Source organism: Vallitalea guaymasensis, from assembly GCF_018141425.1.
GTDB classification, from domain to species: Bacteria; Bacillota; Clostridia; order Lachnospirales; family Vallitaleaceae; genus Vallitalea; species Vallitalea guaymasensis.
The window spans coordinates 4,879,772-4,896,285 of record NZ_CP058561.1; the positions used below are offsets into that span (position 1 = coordinate 4,879,772).

General features: G+C 30.6%; 16 protein-coding genes and 1 other annotated feature. Of the genes, 10 read left to right on the forward strand and 6 right to left on the reverse strand.

The window, feature by feature from the left end:
• Nucleotides 1-111: 111 nt before the first annotated feature.
• Together HYG85_RS21015 and HYG85_RS21020 are read right to left on the reverse strand one after the other, a co-directional pair.
• Nucleotides 112-747, reverse strand: coding sequence for a lactate utilization protein (locus HYG85_RS21015; protein WP_212691316.1), 636 nt, complete (start codon nucleotides 745-747; stop codon nucleotides 112-114).
• Between the two features lie 82 nt (nucleotides 748-829).
• A complete protein-coding gene (locus tag HYG85_RS21020) occupies nucleotides 830-997 on the reverse strand; it encodes a hypothetical protein (protein WP_212691317.1) in 168 nt (55 codons plus the stop codon).
• A 206-nt stretch (nucleotides 998-1,203) separates the two neighbouring features.
• Between HYG85_RS21020 and ku the strand changes: the two genes are divergently transcribed.
• From ku to HYG85_RS21055, 7 genes are all read left to right on the forward strand, one after another.
• Nucleotides 1,204-2,037, forward strand: a complete 834-nt coding sequence (gene ku / locus HYG85_RS21025) for a non-homologous end joining protein Ku (protein ID WP_212691318.1) — start codon at nucleotides 1,204-1,206, stop codon at nucleotides 2,035-2,037.
• Nucleotides 2,038-2,055: 18 nt separating this feature from the next.
• Entirely contained in the window at nucleotides 2,056-3,000 is a 945-nt protein-coding gene (locus HYG85_RS21030; RefSeq protein ID WP_212691319.1) for an ATP-dependent DNA ligase, read from the forward strand.
• Nucleotides 2,993-3,886, forward strand: a complete 894-nt coding sequence (ligD, locus tag HYG85_RS21035) for a non-homologous end-joining DNA ligase (protein ID WP_244971238.1) — start codon at nucleotides 2,993-2,995, stop codon at nucleotides 3,884-3,886. The genes HYG85_RS21030 and ligD overlap by 8 nt, the downstream gene beginning before the upstream one ends.
• A gap of 206 nt (nucleotides 3,887-4,092) precedes the next feature.
• Entirely contained in the window at nucleotides 4,093-5,340 is a 1,248-nt protein-coding gene (locus HYG85_RS21040) for an EAL domain-containing protein (protein ID WP_212691320.1), read from the forward strand.
• A gap of 133 nt (nucleotides 5,341-5,473) precedes the next feature.
• The gene (gene gltX / locus HYG85_RS21045) at nucleotides 5,474-6,949 is read left to right on the forward strand and encodes a glutamate--tRNA ligase (protein WP_212691321.1); all 1,476 of its coding nucleotides are present in this window, start codon (nucleotides 5,474-5,476) and stop codon (nucleotides 6,947-6,949) included.
• A gap of 104 nt (nucleotides 6,950-7,053) precedes the next feature.
• Nucleotides 7,054-7,296: a binding site (T-box leader), on the forward strand.
• Between the two features lie 302 nt (nucleotides 7,297-7,598).
• On the forward strand, nucleotides 7,599-9,275 hold the full coding sequence (gene leuA / locus HYG85_RS21050; RefSeq protein ID WP_212691322.1) for a 2-isopropylmalate synthase: 1,677 nt from the start codon (nucleotides 7,599-7,601) through the stop codon (nucleotides 9,273-9,275).
• 218 nt (nucleotides 9,276-9,493) lie between these two features.
• Nucleotides 9,494-10,555, forward strand: coding sequence for an NAD(P)H-dependent flavin oxidoreductase (locus tag HYG85_RS21055; RefSeq protein ID WP_212691323.1), 1,062 nt, complete (start codon nucleotides 9,494-9,496; stop codon nucleotides 10,553-10,555).
• A gap of 137 nt (nucleotides 10,556-10,692) precedes the next feature.
• Here the strand turns inward: HYG85_RS21055 and tnpA are convergent, their stop codons facing one another.
• Together tnpA and HYG85_RS21065 are read right to left on the reverse strand one after the other, a co-directional pair.
• Entirely contained in the window at nucleotides 10,693-11,160 is a 468-nt protein-coding gene (gene tnpA, locus HYG85_RS21060) for an IS200/IS605 family transposase (RefSeq protein ID WP_212691167.1), read from the reverse strand.
• 152 nt (nucleotides 11,161-11,312) lie between these two features.
• Complete coding sequence (locus HYG85_RS21065) at nucleotides 11,313-12,641, reverse strand: methyl-accepting chemotaxis protein (protein ID WP_212691324.1); 1,329 nt, start codon at nucleotides 12,639-12,641, stop codon at nucleotides 11,313-11,315.
• A gap of 236 nt (nucleotides 12,642-12,877) precedes the next feature.
• Between HYG85_RS21065 and HYG85_RS21070 the strand changes: the two genes are divergently transcribed.
• Nucleotides 12,878-13,315 carry a hypothetical protein gene (locus tag HYG85_RS21070; protein ID WP_212691325.1) on the forward strand — a complete coding sequence of 146 codons (438 nt, stop codon included), beginning with the start codon at nucleotides 12,878-12,880 and terminating at the stop codon, nucleotides 13,313-13,315.
• A 112-nt stretch (nucleotides 13,316-13,427) separates the two neighbouring features.
• Here HYG85_RS21070 and HYG85_RS21075 read toward each other — a convergent pair whose 3' ends face one another.
• Nucleotides 13,428-13,763 carry a YlbF family regulator gene (locus HYG85_RS21075; protein WP_113675426.1) on the reverse strand — a complete coding sequence of 112 codons (336 nt, stop codon included), beginning with the start codon at nucleotides 13,761-13,763 and terminating at the stop codon, nucleotides 13,428-13,430.
• A gap of 166 nt (nucleotides 13,764-13,929) precedes the next feature.
• Between HYG85_RS21075 and HYG85_RS21080 the strand changes: the two genes are divergently transcribed.
• Nucleotides 13,930-14,190, forward strand: coding sequence for a hypothetical protein (locus HYG85_RS21080; RefSeq protein WP_212691326.1), 261 nt, complete (start codon nucleotides 13,930-13,932; stop codon nucleotides 14,188-14,190).
• A gap of 80 nt (nucleotides 14,191-14,270) precedes the next feature.
• Here the strand turns inward: HYG85_RS21080 and HYG85_RS21085 are convergent, their stop codons facing one another.
• Nucleotides 14,271-15,578, reverse strand: coding sequence for a sulfatase-like hydrolase/transferase (locus HYG85_RS21085; protein WP_212691327.1), 1,308 nt, complete (start codon nucleotides 15,576-15,578; stop codon nucleotides 14,271-14,273).
• Between the two features lie 84 nt (nucleotides 15,579-15,662).
• Between HYG85_RS21085 and HYG85_RS21090 the strand changes: the two genes are divergently transcribed.
• Entirely contained in the window at nucleotides 15,663-16,502 is an 840-nt protein-coding gene (locus HYG85_RS21090) for an AraC family transcriptional regulator (protein WP_212691328.1), read from the forward strand.
• The last annotated feature ends 12 nt before the right edge of the window (nucleotides 16,503-16,514 follow it).

Sequence of the window (16,514 nt, forward strand, 5' to 3'; positions counted from 1 at the left end):
AATGCCTAGAATAACTATGTATATATTTACAGAATGATATTATCATACATATATATCTATGTCAATATCTAGAAAGACAGCCATAAATTATAAAAATTGAATAAATATACATTAATATCCTAATTCTTCTCCAATAAGAATGACCTTTATTCTATTAGGTACTCGTGACATTCTTGTTATGACTGTTTGACAACAAATACAATCATCACTAAGGCAATCACTGCATTTACCTGTGATTGAACATGGTGTATTCTTATTTAATCTAACTGTATTAATAGGTGAAGCTTCATTTCTAACTCTTTTCAATGCAGACTCTTCATCTAAAACAACCTTATTCATTCCAGCAACGACGATTACATTATCAGGACCATATATTAGAGCAGCAAGTCTATTACCATTACCATCAATATTAACTAGTTTTCCATCAAGTGTGATAGCATTGGAACTCATAAGATAATAATCAGCAGAAAGAGCCTGATGATAAATTTCCGCTGCCTCTTCATTATTCTTGGCAGTACTTCTGTCCAATAGATTATAATTACCATTTTTTAGAGAATCAAATAAGTCAATTTCTTGTAAGGTCATTGAACCACCCCATGAAACTGTAGATCCATCTTTTAATAACTCAAGGATTTTATCTTTTGCCAATTCTTTGTTTTCACAATAATAAGCTTCAATTCTTCTTTTCTGAAATTGTTTTATAAGATTCTTACTTGTGTTTTCATAATATTTTTTTCTAGGTGTCATTACCTTCAACTCCTTATATGTATTTTTAATGATTTTTCTAATTGTAGTATACCATCTAAATTGGTAATAGTCATGATTTTTATTATAAATCTAGAATCTCTTTTATTTTGTCATAATCAGGTAGAGCTTTTGCTTCTTCTTCGGTGATTCTCTTAAAGCCTAATTTCAGATAATAATCAAGTTGTTTTTCATTAGTCAGCATTAGGATTTTACCTTTTTCATCGTATACGTATATTTCATTAAAAATCATATAATTCCCCTTTCTTAACAATAGAAGTTAATTACCTATTATTAAATAATATGATTGAGATTATATGAATTATTACATTACCTTTTACAAATAATAAGATAATCAACAATAGGAATTACAGCATCATTTTTAATAATAAATATTGTTATCAACTTATTAGGAATTATTATAATTTGAATAAAATTCTTTGAAAGGAAGATGAGTTAATGCATACTATGTGGAAAGGGTCAATTAGTTTTGGCTTAGTCAATATACCAATAAAAATGTTCGCAGCTACTGAAAATAAAGATGTTAGATTTCGATATATTCATAAGGAGTGCAATACTCCTATAAAATACAAGAAAATATGTCCCACATGCAACAAAGAGGTTGCAGAAGAAGACATAGTAAAAGGGTTTGAATATGAACCGGGTCATTATGTAATTATAAGTGATGAAGATTTGAATTCTGTTAAAAATGAAATCAACAGTAAATCTATTGAAATAGTTGATTTTGTAAATCTTTCTGAGATAGATCCAATATATTTCAATAAAACATATTACCTTGCCCCACAAGATATAGTTGGGAAGGCATATAAGCTCCTTAGAAAAGCTATGGAAGAAACAGGTAAGATAGCTATAGCAACTATAACTATCAGGAACAAACAATCTCTAGCGGCTCTTAGAGTATACAAGAACGTACTTGTAATGGAAACCATATTCTATCCAGATGAAGTACGTCCCATTAGTCAGGTACCAGGTTTACCAGAAGATGAGCAAGTGGATGAAAAAGAACTTAATATAGCTAATCAATTAATTGATAATCTAACAGCTGAATTTGAACCAAGTAAATACAAAGATGATTATAGAGAAGCTATGATTGAATTAATTAACAAGAAGATATCCGGCAAAGAAATAAAAGTAACGAAAGAAGCTCCAGAAAGAAATGTAATAGATCTAATGGAAGCATTACAAGCCAGTTTGAAAGAGACTAAGACTGGGAAAGTAAAACCACCTACAACAAAGAAGAAGAAAACTGCATCAAAAAAACAAACAAGTTAGTTAGAGAGGTTTTTGATTATGGAATTAATAAAACCCATGGAACCTATCTTATCTACAGAAATTATTGAGGATAAGGACTTCATACATCAAATAAAATGGGATGGTATTAGAGGAATTACGTATATAGATAATGATACTCATAAGGTTTTCACTAAGAATGGTAATGAAAGAACAGATTATTACCCTGAATTAAATGAGATTAATCATCTTTTTAATGGTAGAAGTGGTATTATTGACGGTGAAATTATAGTTCTTGATGATAACTTACGCCCAACTTTTAATTATATACTTAATAGAGAAAGAGTAAGAAATCAGTCTAAGATAAAATATTATGCAAATAAATATCCAATAAAATATATTGCCTTTGATATATTATTATTGGACGGTAAAGACTTGAGAAGTCATCCCCTAGAAGACAGAATAGAAATTCTTCATAAAACATTAAATAAAAGCGGTATAATAACAATAACAGATTCATTTGATGATGGTAGAAAATTATATGAATTGATGGAAGAAAAAAACTATGAAGGTATAGTATCCAAAAATATAAATAGTAAATATATAGCTGGTAAAAAACATGATATGTGGTACAAAACTAAAATATTCAAAAAGATGTTGACAGCTATTGGGGGGATACAGTTAGGTAATGGTAAGATAAAGTCTCTACTATTGGGAATATACAGTGAAGGAAATCTTATTTATATTGGTAATGCTAGCATAGGACTCAAGGAATCTGATTATAACTTGTTGAAAGAATATATGAGCGTAATCAGTATGGAAGAAAGTACATTCACTAATATAGATAAAGATAGAAATGTCATATGGATAAAACCTATTTTAACCTGTTGGGTCAGTTTTTTGGAATGGACAAATACCAATTCTTTAAGACATCCAAAGATAATAGGGTTCAGTTCAAAAAAAGCTACAGAAGCTATTGGAGAGGAGTATACCTATCGTGGATAAAATTATTATGGTAGACAATAATAAAATAAAAATATCAAATCCGGATAAATTATTATGGTCAGAGCTTGGTATAACAAAAGTGGACTATCTAAAATACTTAATATATATAACACCATATATTATAAAACATGCAAAAGATAGATTCTTGACTACTATCAGGTATCCAGACGGTTATGATAAAAAATTCTTCTATCAGAAAAAAGTTCCAAGTTATGCTCCAGAATTTGTTGACTCAGCTAGATGGAAAGATGGAAGTGAGTATATCAATCTTAATAAGCAAGCTACTCTTGTATGGCTTGGTAATCTAGCTTCACTTGAATTTCATACCACCTTCAACAGAATACAAAAACCTTTTTCGCCTACTAATCTAGTATTTGACCTTGATCCATCAGAAGGACAAGTCTTTGAACAGGTCATTGAAGTGGCTTTGAATGTATACGATACTCTAAATAAGCTTAATATTACCAGTTATGTAAAAACTTCCGGTGCAACTGGATTACAGATATATATACCTATTGGGGAAAAGTATGATTACAACGAGGCTAGGAAAATCAGTAAATTCTTCGCTGAGTATTTTGCTAATAAATATCCAGAGCTAATAACTATAGAAAGACTAAAAGAAAAAAGAGGGAAAAAATTATATTTCGATTATCTACAGATGTGGGAAGGGAAGAGTATCATTACACCTTATTCCCCAAGAGCTACCAAGTATGCTTCTGTTTCAATGCCAGTGAAGTGGGAAGAAGTAGAAGCAGGTATCAAGCCACAAGATTTTACTATATTCAATGCCTTGGATAGGATAAAAAAAGTAGGGGATATTTTTGAACCTTTACTGGATAATAAAAATGTTGAAAGCTTTAGTTCCATACTTCAACAAATAAAATAGAAGAATAATAATAAAAGGCAAGAGCAACAATTTATTTACAATATGAAAGTTAATTGATATAATTAACCTAGTTAAATTTAGTATATTGCTATTATGGATAAACAATTTTTAGTTAGATAGTTACAAATGAGTGACTTAATAGTTTAATGGAATGGGAAAGAAAGAATTTTCCTATATTGACAAAATATAATTTAGGGGCAATTATAATGAATAACATTAGTATTACAGATATCATAGAACAGGAAAGTATTGATATATTAATGCAAGTCATTTTATCACCTCATGAGGATTTTGCTGTAGGTATTGAAGCTTTGGCAAGAGGAGTTGATCCTAATACTAATACAAGCGTTAATCCTAATGAATTATTTCGACAAGCTAGGATGTGCGGACTCGCTGTTGAATTAGATAAATTATGTGTAAAAAAAGCAATACAAGAATTTACACATATATATAATAAAAATAAAAGTACTCTATTATTTATAAATATTGAGGATAGCTTCATATCTTATTCAATTACCTATGATTATTTGATAGAGTGTGCAGATGAATATAATATTCCATACGAGAACATTGCAATAGATTTATGTGATTTTGATTTATACTCAGTAAAAGAGGTAGAGATCTTTATTGAAAAATATAGAGCAAAAGGCTTTTATATGAGTATAGATGATATGGGTAAAGATTATTATAATCTAGATAAGATATTATTGATTAATCCAGATATTATTAAAATCAATACTTTTTTACTTAGTAATCTGGAAAGCGAACAGTACAGGAAATATTTATTGAAATTTATATCTTCCATAGCACATGAGATGGGAATGGTTGTAGTTGCAAAGGGGATAGAAAGTGACAAAGACCTGAATTTTTTTATTGAATGTGGAGCACAGTTTGTTCAAGGCTATTATATAGCTAGACCCAGTAAATTATCTTCTAGTGAGATTGATGATATAATACATAATTTTAAACGAAAAGATAATATGGAAGAATATTATTTCAAAAATAAAGTTGATAGTGATAGAAGTACTATGACTAAGATTATAAATTTCATGAATAACATAAAAGAACAAATTGACGGTGTTCATATAGGTCATGAGGAAAATAATTTCAAACAAATATTTGATGAATATTCTTATGTTGAGAATTGTTGGATACTGGATATGAAAGGTATTCAGGTTAGTGATGCCTATATTAATAAGGATAATTTTAGAACAAGAAATTCTTCAATATTTAATATATCCAAAAAACATATGGATTTCTCTAAAAAAGAGATTTATGAAAGATTAGTTAATACAATATTGGATGTGTGGATAACAAAACCATTTCATTCATTACTGACCAATAACATATGTCTAGGAGTTTCCAAGTACATAGTGGATTCAAAAGGTGAACAATATATATTATGCCTTAATATCAACATTAATAGGTTTAATATGGTTAGAGATTCAGTTTGACAAGAAATATTATATAATATGATAAAATTGGATATATCTAGTTGACTTATATAAAAACTTAATATAATATTATAGCTAAATGAATTGATATAAATATTGATAGAACAAATCAATAAATAATGGAGGCAGTAACATGGAAAAAGTTAAAATCAGAACTAGGTTTGCACCTAGTCCAACAGGTAGAATGCATGTTGGTAATCTTAGAACAGCTCTATATGCTTATCTAATAGCTAAGCATGAAGATGGAGATTTTTTACTTCGTATAGAAGATACAGATAGAGAGCGATATGTAGAGGGTGCTATAGAGATTATTTATAATACTCTAAAAAATACTGGATTAATACATGATGAAGGACCTGACAAAGATGGTGGTGTGGGACCATATGTTCAAAGTGAGAGACAAGCACAAGGAATATATCTAAAATATGCAAAAGAATTAATAGATAAAGGTGAAGCATACTATTGTTTCTGCGATAAGGAAAGATTAGAAGATTTACGTAACAAGGCAGAAGAAGCAAAAGAAACTTACAGATACGACAAACATTGTTTAAGTCTATCAAAAGAAGAAATAGAAAAGAAACTTGCTGATAATGTACCATATATTATTAGACAGAATAACCCTGCTACTGGAAGTACATCATTCATCGACGATATATATGGAACTATAACTGTAGATAATTCAGAGTTGGATGATATGATTCTAATAAAGTCAGATGGTTATCCAACATATAATTTTGCTAATGTTATTGACGACCATTTAATGGGAATAACACATGTTGTAAGAGGTAACGAATATTTATCCTCTTCACCAAAGTATAATAGATTATACGAAGCATTTGGTTGGGAAGTGCCTACTTATGTACATTGTCCTCTTATTACTAATGAAGAACATCAAAAACTAAGCAAAAGAAGTGGACATTCATCATATGAAGACCTTATAGAACAAGGTTTCCTTGCTGAAGCTATAGTTAATTTTGTTGCACTCCTTGGATGGAGTCCAAGATCTAATGAAGAGATATTTACAAAAGAAGAACTTATAAAGGAATTTGATTATAGACATATTAATAAATCTCCAGCTGTATTTGACATGACAAAGTTCAAATGGATGAATGGGGAATATATCAAAAAAATGTCAGACGATAGATTCCATGAGTTGGCTTTACCTTTTATGAAGGAAGTTATTACAAAAGACTACATCGATCTTAGAAAGATCAGTCCTTTGATTAAATCAAGAGTGGAAGTATTAACGGATATACCTGCTCATCTTGATTTCTTTGAAGAATTACCAGATTATAATATTGATCTGTATAATCATAAAAGAATGAAGACTAATCCAGAAAACTCATTAGAGAATTTGGAAAAGATTCTTCCAATGTTAAAAGAGCAGGAACAATTTGATGTAGATAGCTTACACGAAGCTGTAATGGCTTTTGTTAAGGAATTAGGGATCAAGAATGGTCAGATGTTATGGCCTTTGAGAACTGCTTTATCAGGAAAAGCTATGACACCAGGTGGTGCTTTTGACTTAGCAGATATATTAGGAAAAGAAGAATCTATAAGAAGAATTGAAGCAGGAATAGACAAATTAAAAAAAGAATTGAATAGATAGTTTTTATATGACACTGTATAAAAATACTAATAAATTTAAAAAAATACATTTTTAATATTGACAAATGGATAAATTGATGATAATATATTAAAAAATTGATATGTAAAAAGACTGTGAAAAGGAATAGTAGATATTTGGATTATTACAGAGAGCTATTGGTTGGTGTGAAATAGCATTTGATAAATATTGAACTCGCCTTGGAGTTGCTCGCTGAAAGTTTAGTAGGAGGAGACGGAACCCAACCGTTAGATTGGCAGGATATCGGTAAATGTTACCTGTATCTATAGGATTACAAATTTGTTTTTGTAAAGAGTGGTTTGCGATAAATTATACCTTTCGTCTCTTTTGACGAAAGGTTTTTTAATTTATATACAACATTTTTTACAGGTCTATTCATATTAGGCTGTTATTTACAAACATTTTTGTTAATTATCATTTACTATATCCATCTGAGTGTATTTCTACTAAGAAATAAATAAGAGTGGTACCACGGACCTTCGTCTCTTGAATCAAGAGCTGCAGGTCCTTTTTTATTTTTATAGAAAAGATCTGCTAATTAAGGAGTAGCCTTTTTTCTTGTCTTATAGGTAAAAACGTTGAGTAAGTTTAGTTAATTTGACAATAATAATCATTTAGAGGAGGAATTGGAATGAGTTTTAAAAATTATAAAAAATATGAACCTGTAAAATTAGATGATCGTAGGTGGCCTTCAAATACAATAAAAAAAGCACCTATTTGGTGTAGTGTTGACTTAAGAGACGGTAATCAGTCGCTTCCTATACCCATGAATGTTGAGAAGAAAACAAAGATGTTCTATCTATTAAAAGAAATGGGCTTCAAAGAGATTGAAGTTGGTTTTCCTTCAGCTTCAAAAGCTGAATTTGATTTTACACGTAAATTGATTGAAGAAAATATGCTAGATGATGATATGACAATTCAAGTTCTTACACAAGCGAGAGAAGAACTTATCAAAAAGACTTTTGAAGCTATAGATGGTTGTAAGAGAGCTATTGTCCATGTATATAATTCTACATCAACATTACAACGAGAAGTAGTATTCAAAAAAGATAAAGAAGCTATTATTGATATAGCGGTAAATGGAGTCAAATTAATAAAAGAATGTGCTAAGAAAAGTAATGTTAAAGAAATTATTCTAGAATATTCACCAGAAAGTTTTACTGGAACAGAACTTGATTACGCATTAGAAATATGTGAAGCTGTTATAGAAGCTTGGGAGCCAACAGAAGAAAATAAGATAATCATTAATTTACCTGCAACAGTTGAAATGTCAATGCCTAATGTCTATGCTGACCAGATTGAATGGTTCTGCAGAAATATTAGCTGTAGAGAAAGCGTCATCATCAGTGTCCATACTCATAATGATAGAGGAACAGGTGTTGCTGCTACTGAACTTGCAATGTTAGCTGGAGCTGACAGGGTTGAAGGTACTTTATTCGGTAATGGTGAAAGAACAGGTAACTTAGATATGTTGACAGTTGCCATGAATCTATATTCACAAGGAATTGATCCAGAATTGAATATTGATAATATCAACCATATAATTACCGTCTACGAAGAGTGTACATTACTAAAAGTTCATGAACGCCATCCTTATGCAGGAGAATTGGTATATACAGCTTTTTCTGGTTCACATCAAGATGCTATTAAAAAGGGCTTGGACGTTTATAACCAAAACGAAAATAAATACTGGGAAGTTCCTTATCTTCCAATTAATCCTTCAGATATAGGCAGAGAGTATGAAGCTATCATCAGAATCAACAGCCAGTCTGGAAAAGGTGGTATCGCGTATATTCTTCAAGCTGAATATGGTTATAAATTACCTAAGAAAATGCATCCAGAAGTAGGTAAGTTAATACAAGGTGTAACAGATAGAACAGGAAAAGAATTAAATCCTCAAGAAATATACGATATATTCAATAAAGAGTATTTTGAACAAGATAGTATCTTATCATTGAATAGATTTGAGAGTATAATTGAAGATAAAGATACTAAGAAAAAAGATGTAAAAGTAACCGTCTCAGCAGAAGTAACTTTCAGAGGCGAAACAAAACAGGTCAAAGGTATTGGCAATGGTCCAATTGCAGCGTTTGTAAAAGGTATAAGAGAATTAGATATAGAACCATTCAAATTAGTTGAATATGAAGAACACAGTATGAATGGAGGAGCAGATGCTCAAGCAGTTGCTTATATAGGGCTTATCAATGAAAAAGATGAAGTGAAATTTGGTATAGGAAAAGATTCAAATATCAATTTAGCTTCTATAAGAGCTTTAATCAGTGCGATAAATCGCCATATGAAGAACTAATATAGTAATACCTATAGAGAAGAACATGAAAAAATGTTTTATCTATAGGTATTTTTTTTGCCTACATAGTCAATATTATTATATGATTGCAGTAGTAATAATTCAAGACGTAGTTTTTAAAATCACATATTGACTTGACAAGATTATTAAAATGAATTATACTTTGATTATCAAAATATTTGTTTGTCAAATAATATGACTTTAGGAGGATGACTGAATTGAATATACCAAAGCTGAAAATCGGAGATTTGAATATTAAATTACCTATTATACAAGGTGGTATGGGAATAGGCGTATCCAAGGCTAATTTAGCTTCAGCAGTAGCTAATGAAGGTGGTATTGGTGTTATATCAGGTGTTCAGATTGGATATGCAGAACCAGATTTTTTGACTAATACATTAGAAGCTAATGTGAGAGCTTTGAAGAAAGAGATAAAAAAAGCAAGGAAATTAAGTCCGAAAGGTATCATTGGTGTTAATCTAATGGTAGCTATGACTAATTATAAAGAATATGTGAAAACAGCAATCAATGAAAAAATTGATATTATTATATCAGGTGCTGGCTTGCCTATGGAATTACCTAAGATTGTAAAGGGAAGCCCTACCAAAATCATTCCTATTGTATCATCCAGCAAAGCAGCTAGAATCATACTTAAGCAATGGGAAAAATGTAACCGTCTACCAGATGCTATAATAGTTGAAGGAGCTAAGGCAGGTGGACATCTAGGTTTCAAGGCAAAAGACTTAATATCAAATACATGCAAAAGCCTAGAAGAGATAGTGAAAAATGTTATAGGCATGGTATCACCATATGAAGAAAAATATAATAAAAATATACCTGTTATAGCAGCTGGTGGAATTATTGATGGAAATGATATAGGGAAAATCTTATCAGCAGGAGCACAGGGTGTTCAAATGGGAACTAGATTTGTTGCTACTGAAGAATGTGATGCATGTGATAGTTTCAAAGAAGCCTATATCAATTCTACAAAAGATGATATATGTCTTATTAAAAGTCCTGTAGGTCTTCCAGGAAGAGCTATCAACAACAATTTTATCTGTAAAACACAAAAAGGGAAAATACCTATTAAGAAATGTTTTGCGTGCCTTCATACCTGCAATCCAGGAGAAACACCATATTGTATCTCAGAAGCATTAATAAACTCTGTTCAAGGGAGAGAGGGATTAGTGTTCTCAGGTAGTAGAGCAAATGAAATTAAAGATATCATATCTGTAAAAGAACTGATGGATAAATTAAAAAATGAAATAGATATGTATTGACAGATAAAATCACCACCACCCGTAAAACGGGTGGTTTGCACTTACCCTATAAGGGTATATTACTAGCTGAGTCTCAAGACTCATTGAATAGTCTGCCAACTGCATCTATTCTCAAGTTACACCTAAAGGTGTTTTCATTAGCCTTTTATTATCGGCTTACCCGTAAACGGGTCAATATATTCCTTCAGACTTAATTGATCTGAGGCTATATCTTCTTGTAATTGATTTCTTATATACTGTTCTATTGCCTTCTTGTTCCTTCCTACTGTATCTACAAAATATCCTTTACACCAAAATTTTCTATTCCCATATTTATATTTTAAATTAGCATGTCTGTCAAATATCATCAGCGAACTTTTTCCTTTTAGATATCCTACAAACTGTGATACACTTAATTTAGGTGGTACACTTACTAACATATGTATGTGATCTTTACATGCATTTGCTTCTATTATTTCTACGCCTTTATACTCACATAATTTACGAATTATCTGCCCAATATCTTTTTTTATCTTTCCATAAATTATTTGACGTCTGTATTTTGGTGCAAATACTATATGATATTTGCAATTCCATTTGGTATGTGCTAAACTTTTGTTGTCCATTTGGACTTCCTCCTTTGTCTATTATAGATGCGGTCGGCAAACCTGCTTCTATCTTAGCATTGGAGGTTATTTTTTTCTACTCATAGCTATAAGCTTTTTAGAACCACAGGCATAGCCTGTGGTATTCATTAATACAAAAATAACCCACCAAATTAATTTTGGTGGGTATTTTCATGGTTTCCTAATTTGAAATGATTAACTATTGAGGATAATTCATTGATAAGCATATAGATTGAATCTATCTCGTTGCTTATTTGTTGAGTTTGTGTAGCTTGGTTTTCAGAACCAGCAGCCACTTCTTCGGTAGATGCCGCATTGGATTCTGCCAATTCAAATATTATAGCTATTTGTTCTAGTACCTCATCTTTATATTTAATCAAGCTTGTACTGTTAGATTTTATACCAGTAACATATTGTTGTGACATTTCAATGGAATTATTGATATCATCAAATTTCTTTTTAGTTTCTGTTAACATTTCCATTTGGGATTTTACAGCTTTACGAACTAATTTTGTTTCTTCATAAGCAGTATTTGACTTTTCTTGCAGTGTTTTAACAATTTCATCTATTTGAGCTGTTGATGTGGCTGATTGTTCAGCTAACTGTCTTATCTCATCTGAAACTACTGCAAAACCTTTACCATGTTCACCTGCTCTGGCAGCTTCAATAGCTGCATTTAAGGCAAGTAGGTTGGTTTGTTCTGCTATGGAAGCGATAAGAGTTGTAACTTGACTTATTTTCTCTGCATTTTCATTGGTTTCCCTAACGATTTCATATACACTTTTAGTAGAGTTAGCACTTTCATAACTTTTTTGTAATAATGTATCTAGAGAACTATCTCCTTCATCAACGGCTGAATTGATTTCGTTGAATGAATCTAACAGATAATTAATAATATTAAGGTCCTCATCAATTATTTTTCCAAGTGTATTTATGGTTTCCTGTCCTTTTTCTACGTTAGCAACCTGAGATGAAGAACTTTCTGCTATTTGTTCTACAGCTCCTGACATCTCTTCAATACCTGTCAATATTGATTTGGAAGAATCATTTATAAGATTAGAAGAATCAGATAATCTATCGGTATTTTCTTTTATTTTCTTAATATAATCAGCAAGACTATTTCTAAGGAGTGCAAAAGACCTTAATAAATTACCGCTTTCATCTTTAGTTTTTAAAACTTTATTGTCTAGTGAAAAACTAAGATCTCCATCAGCTATGGAAAGAGCATTTTTGCTGATAGTGTTAATGGATGGTGCAAGTTTGAACGCCAATCTATAAAGAACAAATAATGTGATTAGTAGATTAGCAACAGCAGCAGCTAAAAATATGTATCCAAGACTAGTTAGTTGGGTTGTGTTAATAATTTTTTCGGCATTATTATATTTTGTAATCAAAATAATAGAGAAGCAAATACCGACAATTGATAGAATTGAGCTAATTATTAAACTTAGTGTGAGTAATTTTCCTTTGATTTTTTTCAAAACTGTCACCTCAATTATATTTTTTGTTTTTGCCAATTTGTGAGTTTATTATTAAAATAAATACCAAATTTTACCTTAGTGTTTAGTATAACATATTTTTTATTTAAAACCTATAATTTGAATGAAATTATTACAAAAAAGTTAATAATCATGAATATAAATAATACTAATTATTCTATCACTATGATAATTATTAACATATATTAATATTAGAGATAATTATAAGGAGTAATCTGATGGAGAATATTTACAGTTTTGACAGCGTTAAGGATAAAGATGACAAAAAAAATCGTATGGTACCAGCAAAACCCAAATACCCCAATGGTATGAATGATATGGACGACATGTATAATATGGACGATATGAATGATATGGAAGAAATGTATGATATGGACGACATGAATGATATGGAAGAAATGTATGATATGGACGACATGTATGACATGGAACCAATGATGTCCATGAGACAAATGGATCAAATGATGCCTATGAATCAAATGGCAGTAATGAATCCTATGATGATGAGACATCAAATGATGGCAATGTATGCTATGGCTAATATGGCTGCTATGGCAATGTATAGTATGAATGCAATGGTAGATAGTATGAATAGAATGATGTACGATATGGATGAAGATATGGATGAAGATGACGACATGATGGATATGGATTAAGGCGCTGATAACAAGCGCCTTATAGTTTACAATGCTTATATCTATCATTTAATTTCCATTGAGAGTATGAAAGGGGAAAAGAATGCATTATAGCATAATTCAACGTTTTAGATTATATATTAAGTTCTTTGTCAATGGATTCTAATATTGTCATATTGGACTGATATACAATTCCCTGAACCTGCTGCATAGCTTCTGCGTAATCTTTTATTATTGTTCTACTTGAAATTCTTTCAAAGTTATCTACGATTTTTTTCATTTCAGCTTCCATCTGATTTGGAGGAAGATTTCTTTTATATAAGTTAGCCTGTTCATTCTGGAAATTCTTTATCATAGCTGTCAAATTTCTATCTTGGAGAATTCGATTTTTCAGATTCTTAGCATTCTTGAATTCTGGTGTGTTTTTAATTAAGCCAATCATTTCCATAGTCTTTTTTTCAATACTCAAATATGCCACCTCTAAATATTTTATTTGTGATTACAATATATTCGTAGAACCATAAAATATGATAAATAAATATCTTACCTTGAATTATAATAAATAAAATATACAAGTATCCAATAAAAGTTGTATTACATATAATGATATAAGGTACTACTAGGTAGGTGGAAAAATGAGAGAGGAAAATATTAATGATGTCCTATCATTGTTATCAGCTTATATCTTTAAAGATTGTAATGAACTGGGAGTCATTACCTTAGGACAAATACATAGCATTATTAATATATTGGTAAAAGCTAATATACCTTTTACACTGAATGTTACTGAAGGTACTAGAAGAGTAGCTAAAAGTGCCGTTTTCACTATAAGTATTACACCTACATTTGAAATAAGAAAGATATTTCAATTTGAAGAGGGTAGGATTGTCATATAGAAGCTGGAATAAGAGCTTATTTAGAATAAAAAGCATCCTAAGTGCATATAAGGATGCTTTTATTATTAGTAATATGATACTTAAAGTAAAGGTGGTTTCACCCTATTTTCGCTCCATGATTTAAGTTGTTCCATAAGGTTTGAAAGAACTTCTTTATAAGAATTATCATGCACTAGATTTTTCATTTCATAAGGATCATTTATCATATCAAACATTAACCAAGGTTCACTAAGGTCAGATTTAACAGATAGCTTATATTGTTCTGTCCTGATCATTACCCAGTCTGTTTCGTGACAATGATAATTTTCAGCAAAGACAGGTTTGCTTTTTATTCCTGAATCATTAAGTATTAATGGCAGTAGGCTTTCACCATCAAATGAACGATTTACGTCTATATCAGCTAAATCCAGGCAAGTAGGATACAAATCAATACATGAAACTGGTGCTTTAATTTCATTATGACCTTTTTGACCAGGTACATATATTACAAGAGGTACTCCACATGATTCTTCATAAGGGTAATTCTTATTGATTAATCCATGACTTCCTTGCAGGTCACCATGATCAGCTGAGAAAATGATAGCAGTATCATCAGCGAGATTTAGATTATGTATAGCTTCTATAATTCGTCCAATACCGTTATCTATCTGAGAAACCATACCATAATATAAATGTTTATATTTTTCCATATCCGTACCGTAACGTTGATAATTTGGGTCATTCTCTACAGGTCTTGGACTACGTGGAGAGCCAGTTGGTGTGAACGGTAGAGTAGCTTCATAATTAATTGGATAAGGCATATCCACATTTTTGTACAAGTCTTCATATTCTTGTGAGGGTTGAACAGGATAATGAGGTGCTTGATAAAAAACAACATGTAAAAATGGGTTATCAGTATGGGCAAGTTCTTCTAATCTTTCAATAGCCAAATCGGTTGTAACATCTGTTCGGTGTTTATTATATCTATGTTCAGTATTATTTTCATCATAGAAAAATACATCATCCAGAAAACCGTTATAACATTGATATCCAATAAAATGTTTGAAACCTCCTCTTAAGTGTTCAGGGATAGGACAATTACCTTTACCACCTAAATGCCATTTACCCACAAAACTAGTTTCATACCCTGATTTGTTAAAAGCATCTGCCATGGATATAATATTTTCAGGAAGAGGCTCACAATTGTGATATACTTTACTATCAGAAGAGTACATTCCCGTAAACAAATTAGCTCTATATGGACCACATACTGGATTATTGGAATAGGAATTTCGAAATATGCAGCCTTCTTTAGCTAGTTTATCAATATTAGGTGTTTTTATGAAACTTTGCTCATACCCTACTGCATATTTGTGCATTTGGTCCGTTAATAACATTACAATATTCATAGTTACCTCCTATAAGATGCATTTTGTTTTTATAAAGTATATAATTATTTTAGGAGATAATGAATAGTAAGAGGAGATAAAAAGATGATACTAAACGATAATAATTGGAAGAGATTTGATGAATTGTTGAATATGACACCATACAAAGGTCATTTCCAGATTCATGATATTCATAATGTTGAATTAAGGAAGAAATGGGGTTTATCACAGCGTAAAATTCATGATTATCTATTAGCGTATATCAGAGAAGGTAATGGACATTATGATATTGATGGTAATATATGTCCTATTGTACCTGGTAATATGATATTAATCAGTCCTGATTTGATACATAGTGCACAGCAATATGATATTACACCTTCATTATATTCAATTAGATTTGGTTTATATGATAATCAATTATTAAAGGACATCAGTGATGAGGTTAATCCTTTTTATATATACTATTCACCAAGTAACAGCGAATACTACAGAAACTTGATGAATGAAATATATAAGTGTTATATAAATGTAAGTTATGGAACCAATCATAAAAGATTACTTAATGCTTATATGACAAAGATTCTATCAGATATCTATTGTGAGATGAGCAATGAAGGAAAAAGCTATGATATGCGTCTAGAAAGAGCTAGAGTGTATATTATTAAGCATCCATTGGAGGAACATGATATTAATGAATTGGCTAAAATATCAGGATATTCCAGTGCTTATTTTTCCAAGAAATTCAAAGCACAGTATAGTATCTCTCCCAAAAGCTATATTTTTGAAAATAAAATGAAATACTCAAGAACTCTATTAACAGAATACAATTACTCAATTAAGGAAGTTGCTAATAAATTAGGCTATTCAGATCAATATATATTCTCAAATCAATTCAAGAAAACCTTTGGTATTACGCCTGCTAAAATTAAAAATAGCAGGTAGTAATATGGGAAA